Genomic DNA, 18,591 nt, shown 5'->3' on the forward strand with positions numbered 1-18,591 from the left:
AGTATAAATTCCTCTATATCACTTATTAATTATCATGATAAATGAGCTTATTAGGGTTAGCAAATACCTATAGAAAATAGCCCCTATAGGTAAAAAGCATACAAAATATTAAAATATTACCTTTTACTTTTATTTCTCATAAATGCTATCATGAATGAAAAGTAAGCAGGAAACAAAAGATAAAAAGAGACCGGAAGTTAAAAGAGGATGTCTCTTATCTTCCAGTCCCTATTTTATTATTCTAATGTAGCAATAACAGCTCGACTTTTTTCGGCCATATCATGAGCTAATTGAGCTGAAAATTCAATAAGTCCAAACCATAATTACCACACAGGAATACTTGATCCTTGTGTCATATCATCAATAACTTCCTTAACTTCGTCTGTTTGATAATAGTCTACAACTGTTTGATATATTTCATTATCTTGCTCGTCTTCACGCGCAGCAATCACATTATAATAAGGTTTAGACGACTCTGCCACTGGTTCTAAGAAGATCGCATCTTCAGTTGGTATATACCCAGCATCTACAGCTACATTATTATTGACACAAGCAATATCAACATCATCCAACGAACGAATCGTTTGATTCGCGTCCAATTCTTCAAATTGCAAGTTCTTTGGATTAGCTGTGATATCATTTGTCGTCGGCATATTCCCTTTATCTTCATCTAGTTCGATTAAATCCGCTTGTTGTAAAAGCAATAAAGCACGACTTTCATTGGAAACATCATTAGGTAGCGCAACTTCTGCTTCATCTTCCAAGTCTTCTACGTCTTCAATTTTATCGGAAAAAATCCCCAATGGGTTTAAGTTAGTATAAGCAATCGTTGTATTGCTAAATCCTCCTTCTTCGTTGATTTCATCCATAAAAATTTCCGTCAAAGAGGTATGTAGATCGATTGACCCATCTTCTAAGGCCGTAATCGGTGTACGATAGTCAGTAAAAGTGACGATTTCTAAATTGATATCTTCTTTTTCTTTTAGCTCCTCTTGTACATACTCCCAATCTTCATTATTTTCTCCTACAACCCCAAGTCTAACTGTTTTATCTTCACTATCTTCATTACTATTTCCGGCACCACAAGCACCTAATAAAGTCATTGAAGCAATTGCCAAAAACCCTGTGATTATTTTTTTCCATTCTTTTTTCATAAAAAACGCCTCCTCTTTTAATTTTTAAAATAAAAAAAGCCCTCTTACCAGCAATTGAATGCTGATAAAAGGACGAATAATCGCGGTACCACCTTTGTTCAGAAGTTTCCTTCTCTTATCCCGACAAATCTACTACTATCGGTGTCCTTTGTTAACGAGTAGACATAACCCGAAATTGTTTACCTATCAACAATTTTTCTCAGAGACCATTTTCAATTCTTCCAACAGATCTTTTTCACCAAACAAGATCTCTCTAAATGTTTTCCAAATCTACTTTTCTCATCACAGAATTTTTATATTTTTCTGAATGTTACCGGAAATAAGAGAAGTTGTCAATGGGGAGCCGGAAAAATGATTGAAGCTGTAAAAGATAAGCCATTTTTTAGTTTATATTTTCAAAAGTTAACTATTGGTAAATCATGTTCTCTTCTAAACGCTTCTTGCCCATTAGTTTACTTGTCTTTATTTACCGAATAATCTACAGTTATTCATTATTTCTTTTGTTTCCATCAAGGTTGCTTCTGCAATCCCTATATTGTTTTCTTTCATAAAAGATTGTACAGCTTGAAACCCTACAGCATAACCAGCAAACGGTGATAATCCTACAGGTTTATAGCCTTGCTCTATTGAAATTTTATCACCAAACATATAGCTACTAACTTCCGCAAATCCTTTAACATCTAATGCATCTTTTATTACTTCAATAGAGTAGTCTAAATCTTCTTTATCAAAGGAGGTGACCCAAGGCCCTAAAAACTCTTCTCCATAAAGCTCTTTGGCAAATGACTCTGCTAATCCTTCTATGATTATATAATCACCAACAGTTACATCACCGTGATTCCAATCAAAATAGGAAAAACGGATATTATGGTTAAACTCATGGGCAATGACCGCAGGGATTTTAGGAATATTATAAGAATCAGGATAAATAGACACTTGTATAAACCCCGGAATACCACCGAATCCACAATAACCTTTTTGTAATTCAAGTTTCTTTGGATCCGCAATATACATGCCAAATCTTAATTCATCCGCATTTATGCTTAAATTGTTTTTTTCCATAAAATGGATACAATCAGCCAACGTATTATAAGCTGTCTTAAGTGCTTGAATATCTTTTAATTTTTCTAAGGCTTTCTTTCCTGTCTCAGTCTCCGATACATCAAGATAACCCAACATATGAGTCGCCATGATTACATCATACCCATTCGATTCTTTCGCCTTTAACGGAACATTAATTGTTTCCCACATTTTTTCAAAAGGTTTCATCATGGAGTATCGAAAGTAGTCCTGTCTATCTCTATCACTATTCATAGAAAACAGCTGTTCATATTGTTTAGTCGTATCTTCTACTAAAAAATTCATCGCTACCACCTTTTTATTTTGATTATAAATAAGAATTTCTTATCTAAAACTATAAGGTATTACGCAGCGTTAAACTCAATAGACAAATAAAAAAGAGATTTCACAGAGCGTAATTTCAAAACGTTCGTAAAATCTCTTAATAGTATTTAAAACTAACAATTATGAACCTTTTCATTCATCTTTAAAAGACTCATCCACTAATGGTTTTCCATCTTTATCAACCATAACAGTCAGTCCCATGCCATATCCTTCTTGATAAACTAAATACAAAACGCCTGTTTTATTATCACGAATAATTTTTTCCGCCGTTAATTTACCTTGCTTATAAACTTCTTCAAATCGTTTTTCTGACATATCGTTGCCTCCTTCCTTATTGCATCATTAACAGTTCTTACCAAGCTTCTTGTTATGGATAACCTTCTCACCTTTATTCTAACATTTTTACACACAAATAAGGAGAATTTCACAAAAAGCAGCGACCTTCCTTAAATGCAAAAAATCATTTTTTAATAGGGTAGAGGGGAAATAAATTTCCGCCCCTCCCGTCGCACCGTACGTACGGTTCTCGTATACGGCGCTCCATTTGTATTGTTTTCACGCTTGATTAAGATAGTAATTTAAAGGATTGACCAATCCAGGTCGATCCTTTTTCTTTATGGCTAAAACTTTCGGACTTAGGGTAAAATTGACGACGTCCATGCCACATTTCCTATACCAACCTAATCTCGAATTTGCCACCTTATAAATATTTTCTTTGGTAAAATGGCATTTGAATAATCGGTTTAATTGTTGTAGATTCGTATAGATTCGTTGTGGCAGTTTCCATTGCTTTATGATGATCACTCGGACTTTATGTCGTAACCATTGCCCAAACTTTGCTAGATAGGTTTTCATATTCCCGATACGGTAGTAATTGATCCAGCCTCTTATCGTTTGGTTGAGTTTCGTGAATGTCACCGCTAAGGGTCGTGACACAGCCTGTTTTCTTTTAAGGATGGCTTTCGTTTTATCATAGAGCTTTGTTTTACTGACTTTGCTCGGTTTACACTGCCAACCCTTCTGGTTCTTCCAGAAGGTAAACCCTAAAAATTGACTCTGTGTCGGTCGTACCACCTTGGTTTTTGTGACGTTCACTCGTAAGAAAAGCTTTCTTTCAATCCAACTCGTAATAGATTTCATTACACGATTGGCTGCCCGCTCACTTTTGACAAAGATATCCGTATCATCCGCATAACGGACAAAATAGAGTCCTCTTGCTTCTAGTTCTTTATCCAATTTGTCCAGATAAATATTCGCTAAAATGGGACTTAAAGGTCCGCCTTGCGGAACGCCCGTTTCATTCGGACGAACAAAGCCATTTTCCATAATCCCTGCTTTTAAGAAAACACGTATTAAGTGAAGCGTTTCTCTATCTTTGACCCGTTCTCTAAGGGTCGAGATTAATTTATCATGATGAACCGTATCAAAATATTTCTCAATGTCCATATCAATGAGCCATTCATAACCTTCATTCAAGTAATCAAGAACTTTTTCAATCGCTTGATGTGCACTTCGATTGGGACGAAAACCATAACTGCTTTCACTGAAGTGAACATCGAAAATGCGACTCAGCTGTTGCGCGGTTGCTTGTTGTACCACACGGTCCACGACACTTGGAATCCCTAAAGGTCTTTGTTTTCCATCGGGCTTAGGGATATAAACTCGTTTGACTGTTTTCGGACGGTAAGTCATCGATCGAATCTCTTGAACAAGGGAATGTCCGTGTTGATAGAAATAATGGTCAAGTTCGTCGACTGTCATTTTATCAACACCCGGAGCGCCTTTATTCTTTTTGACCTGCTCGATGGCTTGTCTCATGTTTTGCTGGCTCGTGATCTTTTCAATGAATCTCATGCGCTGTTCCTCCTCTAGGTGTAGATGGATCCAAGATCGTCCTCACTACTTTTCCCATCGATAGTTACGTTCTACCGTTCTAGGGTATCCTCGTTTCCGGACTGCTTGGATATTTTCTTCTAGCGATTCACACTATACAAACATTCAGCCCTTCACTACATGTAATATCATAGCTACTATGGCCTCGGCTGACTTCTTACGACAAACCTTTTTCGACCGTTCGCAAACGTCCGTAAGATCTCCCAGGGTAAGACACTTATCTTTCTCTCCACAACCTCTTGATTTACTGTCTTGGTTTTACGTTTACCTTTTGGACTTCGGCTTGATATGCAGCCTTATCCACCATTTAGCCTCATCAAGTTCCTGTGCGTAGGTTCAAGAGATTTGCGCCACCACTTCCTTCACCCCATCATCGCTGATTTCGGCTTGTGGCTCGCTACACTTGGCGGTAACTACCCGTGACTAGACTTTCACTAGCTAGATAAATGCCATGCCTGGCACACAACAAAAATGAGGACAACCTATCTCTTTAGCTGTCCTCATTGAAGCTTTTATACCACATGTTCTGTACGCTCAATAATATCGTCTTGCGTTGCTTTGGATAATACATTGAAAAATGCGGAATATCCAGCTACACGTACAATTAGGTCTCGATGTTTTTCTGGATTTTTTTGTGCATCAAGTAATGTTTTTTTCGAAACCACATTATATTGGATATGGTATCCTTTTAATCGGTTGAAAAATGTACGCAGTAACATCATTAACTTCTGCTTGTCCTCTTCTTTAGCTAATGTTTGTGGATTTACTTTTTGGTTCAGTAAAACACCGCCCACAATATCTTCTGTTGGTAACTTGGATACACTTTTTAACACTGCAGTGGGGCCGTTTTGATCCATATTATGTGAAGGTGAACATCCTTCTGCTAAAGGGGCCCAAGCTTTACGCCCATCTGGCGTTGCCATGGTACTACGTCCTTGCCCAACATTTGCTGAAATCGAAGAAGTTCCCGAATAACGAATACCGCCGATAGGTCCACGCCCATAGCGTGTATTCGGATATTTTTTGATCTCGTCAATATAGCTATCATAAGCTTTAGTTGCTAATTGATCAGTATAATCATCATCATTTCCGTACTTAGGCACTTCATGAAGAATCATTTGTTGAATTTCTTGACTTCTTTGACTTGCCCAGTTCGTCATTAGGGCTTCCCAAAGCTCTTCTTGTGTTACTTTTTCTTCTTCAAAAACTAATTTTTTAATAGCCGCCAGTGAATTCGCAAGATTTGCGATTCCCACTTGTAATCCAGAAATAAAGTCATAAATGGCGCCGCCTCCTTTGATTGTTTGTCCACGACCGATACAATCTTCTGTTAAAGCTGAACATAAAATATCAGGAACTTCTTTTTCAATCCCTAAATCAATCGCATTTTCAACAATCACACTCATACGTGTTAACTCTCGAACCGTCTTATCCCAGGCTTTTTCTAAATCAGCAAAGGCCTGCATATCCTTAAAATGCCCGTACCCTTGAGTAAAACGATGGCCTGATACAGGATCAATTCCATTATTCATCACAATCGTTAAAATCTTAGGAAAATTCATATAACTCATCCCCGTGCAACGATAACCCCACTTACCTGGAACTGCTGTTTCTACACAACCAATAGCACTATAATCGTAGGCATCTTCTTCTGCTACTCCATACTTAATAAACGATGGAATAATCACTTCATCATTATTAAAAGCAGGCATACCAAAACCTAGCTTCATCACTTCAATTGCTTCGTTCATAAAGTCTTTATTCAAGCCTGCATGATAACGTACAGTCAAATTAGGTTGTGGCAATTTGGTTTGCGCTACACTACGTAAAACTAAAAATGAAAGTTTATTAACCGCGTCTTTTTTATCTCTTGTTTGACCACCAACCGTAACATTCTGGTACAAAGGGCTTCCTGCACTACTATAAGTATGTGATTGACTACGTACTTTGTTAATCGTTAATGTTTTTATCCATAAATTAGTCAATAGCTCAACTGCTTTATCTTCAGTCATAGCACCTTTAGCTAAATCCGCTTTCAAATAAGGGTACATATATTGATCGAAACGTCCGTAAGACAAAGAATGTCCATTGGATTCAATTTGTAAAATTAATTGAATGAACCAAGTCGCTTGTAGTGCTTCTGTAAAACTTTCTGCTGGCTCATAAGGTACTTTGTTACAGATACGGCTTATTTCAAGTAACTCTGCGCGCCGTTTTGTATCAGCCGTTTCCGCCATTGCTTCTGCCAATTTCGCATAACGCTTTGCGAAATTTTTCACAGCATTTATTACAATTAAAATCGCGTTATAAAAATGATATTTGTCGATACTTTCTGGTTTAGTTAAGTCTAATGCTGCTTTAGCGTTTAACGTTCGTTTTTCATAGCCTTTCAATCCAACTTCAAGTAACTGTTTATAATCCACCGCTAAATGCGCATCGCCTGAATTCATTTTTCCTTCCATACCAAAAAACCCTGTTTCCATAAATATGCGGACTTCATCAGGTAGCAATGCGCCTGCTTTAGCACGTAAATTATTATTTTCCCAAAATGGCGCGATAGAACGGATTTGTTCCTTGGTTTCTTCTGTAATATAGAATACGTCACCATCACGTTTTTCAAAGGTATCTAATTCATTCATAGCAAAATCTAAAGTGTATTCCGGAAAAATCGGCGCATCTCTGTTTGAACTTGCCTGATTACCGACGATTAACGTTTGATCTTCAATATAAATAGACATTTTATCTAAAATATTTTGCAGCATCAAAGCACGTTTTAAAACATTTGGCTGGTTTTGATTCTTCTTATAAGCTTCAGTTGCTAACAAAGCTCTTTCTGCACAAATATAGGGCTTCTTTTCTAACACAGTTTCGCGATATTCATTCATACGATCCGTCAATAATCCAAAATGCGGCAGCTCACCAGTTACTTTTTCTGTTGTTTGGATCTTCATAGTGATTCTCCTTTTTTCATTTGAAACCATTTGTCTTTCTTTCGTAGTAAATATAGCATATTTATTCACAAAACTCAAAAATAACCATAAAAAAAAAGAGCTGAACACAGCTCTTTTAAATAAACTAAACAGTAATAACTTGGGTTTCTTGTTTTTCTAAAAATTTTATTTTCTCCTTTTCTATACGTTTATCTGTATATACCATCGAAATTTTATCAAATGCAAATTCCGAGACAACGCCTACTTGCAAGAACTTACTTGAATCAGTTAAAACGATCGTGCGATTAGCAGAATGCATCAAAGTATTGGCTGTATCAGAACGGGTTACATCGCTACCAGTGAATCCTCTTTTTTCATCAAAGCCATCGATTCCCACAAATAACTTATCCACGTGAAATTCACTGATTACTTTTTTTACCAGTGGTCCTACATTCACTTGCGAATCTTTTTGATATTCTCCGCCAATCAATAATACTTTAACCGCTTCAGCTTTTCTAATATAAGAAGCAATAAAATTAGAGTTGGTAATAATTGTCACATCATTTTTACGATAAGCTAGTTCTTCTGCTAATAACGTACAAGTTGAACCAGACTCAATCATGACAGTTTCACCATCTTTCACCAATTTTGCTGCTTCTTTAGCAATTTTTCTTTTTAAATCATAATTAATTGCTAAACGGTAGTTGATATCATCCTGACTATTTAATACAGCAAAACCGTGTTGTCGATGAAGAATCCCTCTTTCTTCTAATTTATCCAAATCTTTACGGACCGTAACCCGTGATACCTCTAATTGATCAGCTAATTCGTTAACTTCTATTTTTTTATTTTCACTTACAATGGCAATAATTTCTTCTTCTCGAGACATTTCTATCCCTCACTTTTATTTTATTAAGAATACCATATTTATAAATAGCTAACAATTTTTCTATGCAAAACTTTCATTCGTAACTTATACGTTTTACGTATGTTAGTTTTTGTGATATTATAAACTTGATTAAAAAAAGAAGGGGATTTATATGACGACAAAAACACCACTACAGGCCTGTATTTTTAATATTCAAAAGTTCAGTATCCATGATGGCCCGGGCATTCGTACGGTAGTTTTTTTCAAGGGCTGTCCTTTACGTTGCTATTGGTGTGCTAACCCTGAATCACAAAGTGGTAAGGTAGAAAAAATGTGGGACGATCAGCAAAAAACATACACTACTGTTGGTGAATATAAAACAATTGATGAAATCATAGAAGAAGTCATGAAAGACCTTCCTTTTTATGAAGAATCTGGTGGTGGCGTCACTCTTTCAGGAGGGGAAGTATTGTATCAAGCCAAATTTGCTACTGAACTGTTAAAACAGTTAAAAGCTAAGGGAATCCATACAGCTTCAGAAACCACGGGGCAAGCTAATCCTCACATCTTTGAAAAATTTATTGCACAAGTGGATACTTTGTATTTTGATGTAAAACATTACGATCCTGATAAGCATCGCCAAGGAATTGGTACGTCCAATAAGTTAATCTTAAAAAATCTAGCTTTAGCTTTAGAAAAACAAAAGGATCTAACAGTACGTATCCCTGTCATCCCTCACTTTAATGATAGTTTGGAAGATGCCCGACAATTTGCTCGTTTGTTTAAGCAAATGGGTGTTGAAAATATAGAATTATTACCTTTTCATCAATTTGGGCAGAAAAAATATGAAAATTTAAATCGTAAATATGAAATGCAAGATATTCCGCAACTTCATACTGAGGACTTGGGTTACTTTGGAAAAATTATGGAAGAACACAACATCTCATGTCTTGTAAAATAGAAAAAGCGCTAAATTCAGCTGAATTAGCGCTTTTTCTATCATATAGTTTTACTGGCTTTAGCTTACGGGACTCGGTTGCTTTTTTTCTGCTTGTCTTCCTTCTGCAATAAATTCTTCTCTATAATCTGCCGGAACCATTGAACCGCCTGTTGCCCATGCAATATGGGTAGCATTGTCTAATTTGTCTTGCAGATTGTAAGCCTTAATATAATTTTGCCCCGCTTTTGTTAACATTAAAACATACGGACCTGCAACTCCCGCAACAGCCGCTGGTTCTAAGAAAATAGATTCTGTATTATATAGATTCCACAATAACCGTTTAAACGTTTCATCTTGAAGCGTGTAACCAGCACTAAAGTAATAGCGAATCAATTGAGAAACAAGGGCAGAAGTTCTCGGCACAGCCAAACCATCAGCTACTGTAGTTCCGCCTAAACCGATATCTTCTACAGAAACGTTATTAAATCGATGAGAAGCCAAACCAATCAACATACTTGGCATTTTTGTAGGTTCTGCAAAGATACAATGAACATTATCGCCAAAAGCTTGTTTAAGGCCGAATGTCACCCCACTAGGAGCACCACCGATACCACAAGGCAGATAAACAAATAGTGGATGCTCTTTGTCTACTGTAATTCCACTTTGATTAAGTTGATTTTTCATACGATAGCCGCCAACTGTATAGCCTAAAAACAAAGTTTCAGAATTTTCATCATCCACAAAATAGCTTTTAGGATCGGCTTCTGAAAGTTCACGTCCCTTATTAACAGCTAGGGAAAAATTCGATTCGTGTTCAATAACGTTTACGCCTAAATCACGTAAATATTGTCTTTTCCATTCTTTTGCTTCTACAGACATATGAACAGTTACATCAAAGCCTAACTTTCTTCCCATTGTACCAACACTAATCCCTAAATTCCCTGTGGTTCCTACAGTTAAATTATAATTAGAGAAAAAGTTTTGAAACTCTGGACTAGCAAATACAGCATAATCTTCTTTTGTGCTAGTCAACAGGCCGTGTTCTAAAGCTAGCTTTTCAGCGTGTTTCAAAACTTCATAAATCGCTCCTCTGGCTTTAACAGTACCAGAAATCGATAATTGATCATCTCGTTTTAAATAAAAAGAACCTTTAAGATTTTTTTGATACTTTTCATCTAAGAATTGTCGCATATTGGGTATTTCGGTTATCGTTGACTCAATAATGCCAGACGCCTCTTCAGTTTCAGGATATGCTTTTCTTATAAAGCTGGAAAAACGTTGTAAACGTGCTTCTGCATCTTGAATATCATCAAAAGAATATTTTGTTTTTTGATTCGCTTCTTTTATTGGTAATAATTCCTCATTTAACCAAAATAATTCTGTCTCATTTTTAATTGCAGATAAAATATCCTCTTTCTCTAGTGCCATCTAATATTATCTCCTTATAGTAAATGATGTTCTACTATAATATGATAATCATAATTAGGGTTGTTTTGCAAATCATGCCTACCTAAATAATGAAACTATATAATAGTTTTACCCCAATTCCCATAGCAATATCGCGAATTCTTAAATCCGTGGTTAATAATAGTTCCCTGCAATCGTTGTTCATAGAGTAAATGTATTTATTCGTCTTTTAAGATCTCTCTAATACGTGCTTCAGTAAAATCATCGATAACAAAATCGACTAGCCCCGTTCCTTCTAATTTCTTGTGGTTATCGCCTGTGGCCACCGCAATAATTTTATTAGCCTGTGCATTATAAGCGCCTTGTAAACCAATCGGTGAGTCTTCAAAGATCACCATCTGTCTAGGATCAGCGCCTACATTCAAAGCTGCTTGAACGTAAAAATCAGGTGCTGGTTTACTTTTTAGTGTTCCATCATTATAAACAACTTGATGATAGTCAAACCATCGATCTAATTGAAACAATTCAAAATAAAAATCTAAATTTACTTTAGGAGAAACTGTCGCGATATTCATTAGTTGTTGCTTATTCTTTAAAAAATCAAGGTAGTCAGTGACTCCTTCAATTAACTGGGTTTGTTGCTCTTTTAAAACTAAATCACGATAAATCGCTTCCTTTTTTTCTGACAGTTGATTTGCTTTTTCATTCGAAAGCTTCTCTCCTAAAATTGCCTCCATATTCAAATGATTGGTACGTCCATGTATTTGATCGAATTCTTCTTTAGAAAATTTACGCCCTATAAGTTCAAAAATAAATTCTTGCCAAGCCCGTTCATGTAAGGCCGAATCACTAAACAATGTACCATTAAAGTCGAAAATAAATGACCGCATTTGTCCACCCCATTTTTATTTAATCCATTATTTAAAATCATTGTATCACAAATTTCATTTAAAATTACTTTATGATATTTTATAAATCATCTCTTTATTTTTTAAAGTAATTATAATTACTTTCTTACGAAACTAATTATTTTGCGTTAGAAATAATTTATGCTAAATTATAATAAAGATGATGAGTAAATTACTTGATTAAAATTTATGAGAAAGGTGAGTTAGTATGAAAGACAATCGTTTTCCTCAGACCGGGACAGCAACTATTTCACACGTCAAGCAGTTAAAATATAGTATTGCTTTTATTTTGTCTAGTTATTTACTAAGCTTACAGCTTTCTTGGGAAGCAATAGAAAAGAATCATAAAAATTTATTCTCTTTTGTCTTTTTAGGAACAATTTTGTCTATTTTATTTTATCTCGTCTTTTATCATATAAATAAAAAACGAATATTTAATAGCCTAGAATCAAGTATTTCAATGAACATTGCTGGATTATTTGAAACGAATAAAAGCCCTATAAGCTTAATGTTCAAAAGTATTACCCGAAAAGAAATAAATGATAATAAAACGAAAAATACTACGATTCCTCTCTATCCTTTGGCAAAAGGAAAATTAAAAGATATCGAAGAAGTAGATGATAGTGTTTATTCTAATAAAACTTTAGGAGGTGGCTTTGCGGTTACGCCTTTTGAAGGTAATGTTTATTCACCAGTTGATGGTAAAATTGTAAGTTTATTTCCGACTAAACACGCTATTGGTATTCAAGATGAAAATAATATCGAATATTTAATTCATATAGGAATTGATACCATTGATTTAAATGGACATGGTTTTCATAATACGGTCAAATTAAACCAAAATGTCAAAGCCGGTAATCTACTTACAGAGATGGACTTAGACTACATTCTTACTAAAAAGAAAACGACAGATATTCTCTTTATTACACTCTCGCCAAATTTAATTGAGTCACTAGATTTGGTCGATGATAAAAGAGTTGGTTTGAACGAATCTATCGGAAAAATCACTTTAAAATAAATTTGGATACAAAAAAGCGACAAACACTGGTAATTCAATGTTTGTCGCTTAGTTTTAATACCGGCGGTCGGGGTCGAACCGACACGCCCTTAACGGGCACTGGATTTTGAGTCCAGCGCGTCTGCCAATTCCGCCACGCCGGCAAAATACTATTAGTACTAAGGCGGTAACCGGATTTGAACCGGTGATAAAGGTTTTGCAGACCTCTGCCTTACCACTTGGCTATACCGCCATCATACTATTAAAAATCCCATTTTTCAATAGGAAACCTAACTGGGATAGCTGGATTCGAACCAGCGCATGATGGAGTCAAAGTCCATTGCCTTACCGCTTGGCTATATCCCAATAATGCTAAGGGCGAATAGTGGGGATCGAACCCACGCGTGCCGGAGCCACAATCCGGTGCGTTAACCACTTCGCCATATTCGCCATGGCAGGGACAGCAGGGATTGAACCCGCATCGACGGTTTTGGAGACCGTTGTTCTACCATTGAACTATGTCCCTATAAATGGAGGAGAAAGGATTCGAACCTTTGAACCCGAAGGAACGGATTTACAGTCCGCCGCGTTTAGCCACTTCGCTACTCCTCCATAATGGATCGAGACAGAATCGAACTGCCGACACACGGAGCTTCAATCCGTTGCTCTACCGACTGAGCTATCGATCCAACACTGTAAAATTAAAAACAACGGTCTGGACGGGACTCGAACCCGCGACCTCCTGCGTGACAGGCAGGCATTCTAACCAGCTGAACTACCAGACCGTATGGAGGTTATAGGGCTCGAACCTATGACCCTCTGCTTGTAAGGCAGATGCTCTCCCAGCTGAGCTAAACCTCCAACTATCAGTCAATGGTCCGTACGGGATTCGAACCCGTGATACCGCCGTGAAAAGGCGGTGTCTTAACCTCTTGACCAACGGACCAAACTTAGTTACGGAGAGTAAGGGATTCGAACCCTTGAGACAGTGAATACCATCTACATGATTTCCAATCATGCTCCTTCGGCCTCTCGGACAACTCTCCAAGCTCAAAGAAGCCCAAACTCTTCAAATAATATTCTCATTAGAGAACTCCGGCAGTAGGACTCGAACCTACGACATCATGATTAACAGTCATGCGCTACTACCAACTGAGCTATGCCGGAATAATGCGTGGCGATGTCCTACTCTCACAAGGGGAAGCCCCTCACTACAATTGGCGCTAAGAAGCTTAACGACTGTGTTCGGCATGGGAACAGGTGTCTCCTTCTTGCCATCATCACCACACAACTTGACGTTGAGTGAACCTTTTGGTTCCCTCAAAACTGGATGAAAAACAACTGCTTCGCTTCACCGAAAATCCAAACCTTTGTGGTTAAGTCCTCGATCGATTAGTATTCGTCCGCTCCAACCCTCGCAGGTCTTCCACTTCGAACCTATCTACCTGATCTTCTCTCAGGGATCTTACTTTCTTTTAGAAAGGGGAAATCTCATCTTGAGGGGGACTTCACGCTTAGATGCTTTCAGCGTTTATTCCTGCCCTACTTAGCTACCCAGCGATGCCGTTGGCACGACAACTGGTCCACCAGCGGTAGGTCCATCCCGGTCCTCTCGTACTAAGGACAGCGCCTCGCAAATTTCCTACGCCCGCGACGGATAGGGACCGAACTGTCTCACGACGTTCTGAACCCAGCTCGCGTGCCGCTTTAATGGGCGAACAGCCCAACCCTTGGGACCGACTACAGCCCCAGGATGCGACGAGCCGACATCGAGGTGCCAAACCTCCCCGTCGATGTGGACTCTTGGGGGAGATAAGCCTGTTATCCCCAGGGTAGCTTTTATCCGTTGAGCGATGGCCCTTCCATGCGGAACCACCGGATCACTAAGCCCGACTTTCGTCCCTGCTCGAGTTGTTGCTCTCACAGTCAAGCTCCCTTCTGCCTTTACACTCTTTGAATGATTTCCAACCATTCTGAGGAAACCTTGGGGCGCCTCCGTTACTTTTTAGGAGGCGACCGCCCCAGTCAAACTGCCCATCTGACACTGTCTCCCGCCACGATCAGTGGCGCGGGTTAGAGTGGCCATAATGCAAGGGTAGTATCCCACGGATGCCTCCTTCGAGACTCGCGTCCCGAATTCTACGGCTCCTACCTATGCTGTACATGCATCACAGACACCCAATATCAAATTACAGTAAAGCTCCATGGGGTCTTTCCGTCCTGTCGCGGGTAACCTGCATTTTCACAGGTACTAAAATTTCACCGAGTCTCTCGTTGAGACAGTGCCCAAATCGTTGCGCCTTTCGTGCGGGTCGGAACTTACCCGACAAGGAATTTCGCTACCTTAGGACCGTTATAGTTACGGCCGCCGTTTACTGGGGCTTCAATTCGTACCTTCGCTTACGCTAAGCACTCCTCTTAACCTTCCAGCACCGGGCAGGCGTCAGCCCCTATACGTCATCTTACGATTTTGCAGAGACCTGTGTTTTTGATAAACAGTCGCTTGGGCCTATTCACTGCGGCTGCTCGTTAGAGCAGCACCCCTTCTCCCGAAGTTACGGGGTCATTTTGCCGAGTTCCTTAACGAGAGTTCGCTCGCTCACCTGAGGATACTCTCCTCGACGACCTGTGTCGGTTTGCGGTACGGGCCATTACCTTCTTGCTAGAAGTTTTTCTTGGCAGTGTGACGCCAGAACTTCGGTACTTAAATTTCCCTCCCCGTCACAGCTTGTCGTTGACAAGAAAAAGCCTTTCACTCTTTCTCCGATGCACTGCTTGGACAGACCTTTCCATTCGTCTGCTTTCTTTTGCCTCCTGCGTCCCTCCATCACTCAAATGAAGATAACAGGTACAGGAATATCAACCTGTTGGCCATCGCTTACGCCTTTCGGCCTCAGCTTAGGTCCCGACTAACCCTGGGCGGACGAGCCTTCCCCAGGAAACCTTCGTCTTACGGTGGACAGGATTCTCACCTGTCTTTCGCTACTCATACCGGCATTCTCACTTCTAAGCGCTCCAGCCGTCTTTTCAGTCGACCTTCACCGCCCTTAGAACGCTCTCCTACCAAAACACCTAAGGTGTTTTCCACAGCTTCGGCAGTATGTTTAGCCCCGGTACATTTTCGGCGCAGGGTCACTCGACTAGTGAGCTATTACGCACTCTTTCAATGATGGCTGCTTCTAAGCCAACATCCTAGTTGTCTAAGCAACCCCACCTCCTTTTCCACTTAACATACATTTAGGGGCCTTAGCTGGTGGTCTGGGCTGTTTCCCTTTCGACGATGGATCTTATCACTCACCGTCTGACTGCCAAGGGGCAATCAATGGCATTCGGAGTTTATCTGGATTCGGTAACCCAAGACGGGCCCCTCGTCCAAACAGTGCTCTACCTCCATCATTGCTTCCTTGACGCTAGCCCTAAAGCTATTTCGGAGAGAACCAGCTATCTCCAAGTTCGTTTGGAATTTCTCCGCTACCCACATCTCATCCCCGCACTTTTCAACGTACGTGGGTTCGGTCCTCCAGTGCGTTTTACCGCACCTTCAACCTGGACATGGGTAGATCACCTGGTTTCGGGTCTGCGCCGTCTGACTCAACGCCCATTTCAGACTCGCTTTCGCTGCGGCTCCGTCTTTTCAGACTTAACCTCGCCAGCCAGCGCAACTCGCCGGTTCATTCTGCAAAAGGCACGCTATCACCCATAAACGGGCTCTAACTCCTTGTAAGCACACGGTTTCAGGATCTCTTTCACTCCCCTTCCGGGGTGCTTTTCACCTTTCCCTCACGGTACTGGTTCACTATCGGTCACTAGGGAGTATTTAGCCTTGGGAGATGGTCCTCCCGGTTTCCGACGGCATTTCACGTGTCCCGTCGTACTCAGGATCCGTTTACGAACCTGACAGTTTTCGCCTACGGGGCTCTTACCCGCTCCGGCGGCTTATCCCAAAGCCTTCGGCTAACCGTCCTGTCCGTGAATAAACGTCCTACAACCCCAGAATGCAAGCATTCTGGTTTGGGCTATTCCCGTTTCGCTCGCCGCTACTCAGGGAATCGATTTTTCTTTTTCTTCCTGCAGCTACTAAGATGTTTCAGTTCACTGCGTCTTCCGCTTGCCTGCTATGTATTCACAGGTCAAGCCGCATTCGATAAAAAATGCGAGGTTTCCCCATTCGGAAATCTCTGGATCCAAGCTTACTTACAGCTCCCCAGAGCATATCGGTGTTGGTCCCGTCCTTCATCGGCTCCTAGTGCCAAGGCATCCGCCGTGCGCCCTTTCTTACTTAACCTGACTTGACCTTGCGGTCAAGGGTTTCTCGAAGGTGTTTGCTTTGAGCGATCAAAGCCCTTCGAACATGTGCGTAAACTTCGTTAAAAAACGTGTTCAACGCGGATTCTCGGTTGGTGTTGATTGTTGTTTTTCTATCCAGTTTTCAAAGAACCAAGTTTTGAGAGTAAACCTCTCAAAACTGAACAAAGCGCAAACGATATGTCGACCTTCCGTATTTTTCCTTAGAAAGGAGGTGATCCAGCCGCACCTTCCGATACGGCTACCTTGTTACGACTTCACCCCAATCATTCGTCCCACCTTAGGCGGCTGGCTCCCTTAAGGGTTGCCGCACCGACTTTGGGTGTTACAAACTCTCGTGGTGTGACGGGCGGTGTGTACAAGGCCCGGGAACGGATTCACCGCGGCATGCTGATCCGCGATTACTAGCGATTCCGGCTTCATGCAGGCGAGTTGCAGCCTGCAATCCGAACTGAGAGAAGCTTTCAGAGATTCGCTAGGCCTTGCGGCTTGGCTTGCTCGTTGTACTTCCCATTGTAGCACGTGTGTAGCCCAGGTCATAAGGGGCATGATGATTTGACGTCATCCCCGCCTTCCTCCGGTTTGTCACCGGCAGTCTTGCTAGAGTGCCCAACTCAATGCTGGCAACTAACAATAAGGGTTGCGCTCGTTACGGGACTTAACCCAACATCTCACGACACGAGCTGACGACAACCATGCACCACCTGTCACTTTGCCCCCGAAGGGGAAACCCTATCTCTAGGGCGGTCAAAGGATGTCAAGACCTGGTAAGGTTCTTCGCGTTGCTTCGAATTAAACCACATGCTCCACCGCTTGTGCGGGCCCCCGTCAATTCCTTTGAGTTTCAACCTTGCGGTCGTACTCCCCAGGCGGAGTGCTTAATGCGTTAACTGCAGCACTGAAGGGCGGAAACCCTCCAACACTTAGCACTCATCGTTTACGGCGTGGACTACCAGGGTATCTAATCCTGTTTGCTACCCACGCTTTCGAGCCTCAGCGTCAGTTACAGACCAGAGAGCCGCCTTCGCCACTGGTGTTCCTCCATATATCTACGCATTTCACCGCTACACATGGAATTCCACTCTCCTCTTCTGCACTCAAGTGATCCAGTTTCCAATGACCCTCCCCAGTTGAGCTGGGGGCTTTCACATCAGACTTAAATCACCGCCTGCGCTCGCTTTACGCCCAATAAATCCGGACAACGCTTGCCACCTACGTATTACCGCGGCTGCTGGCACGTAGTTAGCCGTGGCTTTCTGGTCAGCTACCGTCATAGAAAAAGCATTGCCTCTTTCTCCTGTTCTTTGCTGACAACAGAGCTTTACGATCCGAAAACCTTCTTCACTCACGCGGCGTTGCTCGGTCAGACTTGCGTCCATTGCCGAAGATTCCCTACTGCTGCCTCCCGTAGGAGTCTGGGCCGTGTCTCAGTCCCAGTGTGGCCGATCACCCTCTCAGGTCGGCTATGCATCGTTGCTTTGGTGAGCCGTTACCTCACCAACTGGCTAATGCACCGCGGGGCCAGCCATCAGTGACGCTGTAAAGCGCCTTTGAGCTTTCTTTCAGGTGAAAAAAAGCCGTATGCGGTATTAGCACCTGTTTCCAAGTGTTATCCCCCGCTGATGGATAGGTTCCCCACGTGTTACTCACCCGTCCGCCACTCCGCTTAGAAAAAAACCGAAGTTTCTTTCTAAGCAGCGTTCGACTTGCATGTATTAGGCACGCCGCCAGCGTTCGTCCTGAGCCAGGATCAAACTCTCATCTTGAATTTGATCGATCAACACC

At 40.8% G+C, this 18,591-nt stretch carries 10 protein-coding genes, 12 tRNA genes, 3 rRNA genes and 1 other annotated feature; of the genes, 2 read left to right on the forward strand and 23 right to left on the reverse strand.

Annotation, left to right across the window (positions count from 1 at the left end; translation table 11 throughout):
- Positions 1-323: 323 nt before the first annotated feature.
- The 6 genes from AC806_RS07905 to AC806_RS07930 all read right to left on the reverse strand — a co-directional run bounded on the left by AC806_RS07905 (position 324) and on the right by AC806_RS07930 (position 8,270).
- Complete coding sequence (locus AC806_RS07905) at positions 324-1,154, reverse strand: MetQ/NlpA family ABC transporter substrate-binding protein (RefSeq protein ID WP_061841324.1); 831 nt, start codon at positions 1,152-1,154, stop codon at positions 324-326.
- A gap of 65 nt (positions 1,155-1,219) precedes the next feature.
- Positions 1,220-1,449: a binding site (T-box leader), on the reverse strand.
- A gap of 167 nt (positions 1,450-1,616) precedes the next feature.
- Complete coding sequence (locus AC806_RS07910; protein WP_061841323.1) at positions 1,617-2,519, reverse strand: DUF2268 domain-containing putative Zn-dependent protease; 903 nt, start codon at positions 2,517-2,519, stop codon at positions 1,617-1,619.
- Positions 2,520-2,690: 171 nt separating this feature from the next.
- Entirely contained in the window at positions 2,691-2,873 is a 183-nt protein-coding gene (locus tag AC806_RS07915; protein ID WP_061841322.1) for a DUF6440 family protein, read from the reverse strand.
- A gap of 240 nt (positions 2,874-3,113) precedes the next feature.
- Positions 3,114-4,412: a group II intron reverse transcriptase/maturase gene (gene ltrA, locus AC806_RS07920; protein ID WP_014124169.1), complete on the reverse strand. Its 1,299-nt coding sequence runs from the start codon at positions 4,410-4,412 to the stop codon at positions 3,114-3,116.
- Between the two features lie 551 nt (positions 4,413-4,963).
- Positions 4,964-7,402 carry a glycyl radical protein gene (locus AC806_RS07925; protein ID WP_061841321.1) on the reverse strand — a complete coding sequence of 813 codons (2,439 nt, stop codon included), beginning with the start codon at positions 7,400-7,402 and terminating at the stop codon, positions 4,964-4,966.
- 124 nt (positions 7,403-7,526) lie between these two features.
- Positions 7,527-8,270 carry a DeoR/GlpR family DNA-binding transcription regulator gene (locus tag AC806_RS07930; protein WP_061841320.1) on the reverse strand — a complete coding sequence of 248 codons (744 nt, stop codon included), beginning with the start codon at positions 8,268-8,270 and terminating at the stop codon, positions 7,527-7,529.
- Positions 8,271-8,421: 151 nt separating this feature from the next.
- On the opposite strand from AC806_RS07930, the gene AC806_RS07935 reads away from it, so the two are divergent.
- Positions 8,422-9,210: a glycyl-radical enzyme activating protein gene (locus AC806_RS07935; protein WP_061841319.1), complete on the forward strand. Its 789-nt coding sequence runs from the start codon at positions 8,422-8,424 to the stop codon at positions 9,208-9,210.
- 57 nt (positions 9,211-9,267) lie between these two features.
- On the opposite strand, the gene AC806_RS07940 is transcribed toward AC806_RS07935, so the two are convergent.
- Both AC806_RS07940 and AC806_RS07945 read right to left on the reverse strand, forming a co-directional pair.
- Positions 9,268-10,617 (reverse strand): D-serine ammonia-lyase, encoded by a 1,350-nt coding sequence (locus AC806_RS07940; RefSeq protein WP_061841318.1) that lies wholly within the window; start codon positions 10,615-10,617, stop codon positions 9,268-9,270.
- 197 nt (positions 10,618-10,814) lie between these two features.
- On the reverse strand, positions 10,815-11,486 hold the full coding sequence (locus AC806_RS07945) for an HAD family hydrolase (protein WP_061841317.1): 672 nt from the start codon (positions 11,484-11,486) through the stop codon (positions 10,815-10,817).
- Positions 11,487-11,712: 226 nt separating this feature from the next.
- Between AC806_RS07945 and AC806_RS11750 the strand changes: the two genes are divergently transcribed.
- The gene (locus AC806_RS11750; RefSeq protein ID WP_083207578.1) at positions 11,713-12,522 is read left to right on the forward strand and encodes a PTS sugar transporter subunit IIA; all 810 of its coding nucleotides are present in this window, start codon (positions 11,713-11,715) and stop codon (positions 12,520-12,522) included.
- Positions 12,523-12,580: 58 nt separating this feature from the next.
- Here the strand turns inward: AC806_RS11750 and AC806_RS07955 are convergent.
- From AC806_RS07955 to AC806_RS08025, 15 genes are all read right to left on the reverse strand, one after another.
- Positions 12,581-12,665 (reverse strand) — tRNA-Leu (locus AC806_RS07955).
- Positions 12,666-12,683: 18 nt separating this feature from the next.
- Positions 12,684-12,754 (reverse strand) — tRNA-Cys (locus AC806_RS07960).
- Between the two features lie 41 nt (positions 12,755-12,795).
- Positions 12,796-12,867 (reverse strand) — tRNA-Gln (locus AC806_RS07965).
- Positions 12,868-12,878: 11 nt separating this feature from the next.
- A tRNA-His gene (locus AC806_RS07970) sits at positions 12,879-12,951 on the reverse strand.
- 2 nt (positions 12,952-12,953) lie between these two features.
- Positions 12,954-13,027, reverse strand: a tRNA-Trp gene (locus AC806_RS07975).
- A gap of 5 nt (positions 13,028-13,032) precedes the next feature.
- Positions 13,033-13,113, reverse strand: a tRNA-Tyr gene (locus tag AC806_RS07980).
- 4 nt (positions 13,114-13,117) lie between these two features.
- Positions 13,118-13,190: transfer RNA gene (locus tag AC806_RS07985), tRNA-Phe, on the reverse strand.
- A 22-nt stretch (positions 13,191-13,212) separates the two neighbouring features.
- Positions 13,213-13,286: transfer RNA gene (locus tag AC806_RS07990), tRNA-Asp, on the reverse strand.
- 3 nt (positions 13,287-13,289) lie between these two features.
- Positions 13,290-13,362 (reverse strand) — tRNA-Val (locus tag AC806_RS07995).
- A gap of 13 nt (positions 13,363-13,375) precedes the next feature.
- Positions 13,376-13,447, reverse strand: a tRNA-Glu gene (locus AC806_RS08000).
- 11 nt (positions 13,448-13,458) lie between these two features.
- Positions 13,459-13,547, reverse strand: a tRNA-Ser gene (locus tag AC806_RS08005).
- A 47-nt stretch (positions 13,548-13,594) separates the two neighbouring features.
- Positions 13,595-13,668, reverse strand: a tRNA-Asn gene (locus AC806_RS08010).
- Positions 13,669-13,673: 5 nt separating this feature from the next.
- Positions 13,674-13,789, reverse strand: a 5S ribosomal RNA gene (gene rrf, locus AC806_RS08015).
- An 84-nt stretch (positions 13,790-13,873) separates the two neighbouring features.
- A 23S ribosomal RNA gene (locus tag AC806_RS08020) occupies positions 13,874-16,786 on the reverse strand.
- Positions 16,787-17,013: 227 nt separating this feature from the next.
- Positions 17,014-18,572, reverse strand: a 16S ribosomal RNA gene (locus tag AC806_RS08025).
- Together the 16S, 23S and 5S rRNA genes with 12 tRNA genes alongside form the textbook arrangement of a ribosomal RNA operon.
- Between the last annotated feature and the right edge of the window lie 19 nt (positions 18,573-18,591).

The sequence above is a fragment of the Tetragenococcus halophilus genome (genome assembly GCF_001712815.1).
GTDB lineage: Bacteria > Bacillota > Bacilli > Lactobacillales > Enterococcaceae > Tetragenococcus > Tetragenococcus halophilus.

Coding starts and splice junctions, on each gene's coding strand:
- AC806_RS07905 (WP_061841324.1), bottom strand. CDS start 1,154: ATGAAAAAAGAATGGAAAAAAATAATCACAGGGTTTTTGGCAATTGCT.
- AC806_RS07935 (WP_061841319.1), top strand. CDS start 8,422: ATGACGACAAAAACACCACTACAGGCCTGTATTTTTAATATTCAAAAG.
- AC806_RS07945 (WP_061841317.1), bottom strand. CDS start 11,486: ATGCGGTCATTTATTTTCGACTTTAATGGTACATTGTTTAGTGATTCG.
- AC806_RS07910 (WP_061841323.1), bottom strand. CDS start 2,519: ATGAATTTTTTAGTAGAAGATACGACTAAACAATATGAACAGCTGTTT.
- ltrA (WP_014124169.1), bottom strand. CDS start 4,412: ATGAGATTCATTGAAAAGATCACGAGCCAGCAAAACATGAGACAAGCC.
- AC806_RS07925 (WP_061841321.1), bottom strand. CDS start 7,402: ATGAAGATCCAAACAACAGAAAAAGTAACTGGTGAGCTGCCGCATTTT.
- AC806_RS07930 (WP_061841320.1), bottom strand. CDS start 8,270: ATGTCTCGAGAAGAAGAAATTATTGCCATTGTAAGTGAAAATAAAAAA.
- AC806_RS11750 (WP_083207578.1), top strand. CDS start 11,713: ATGAAAGACAATCGTTTTCCTCAGACCGGGACAGCAACTATTTCACAC.
- AC806_RS07915 (WP_061841322.1), bottom strand. CDS start 2,873: ATGTCAGAAAAACGATTTGAAGAAGTTTATAAGCAAGGTAAATTAACG.
- AC806_RS07940 (WP_061841318.1), bottom strand. CDS start 10,617: ATGGCACTAGAGAAAGAGGATATTTTATCTGCAATTAAAAATGAGACA.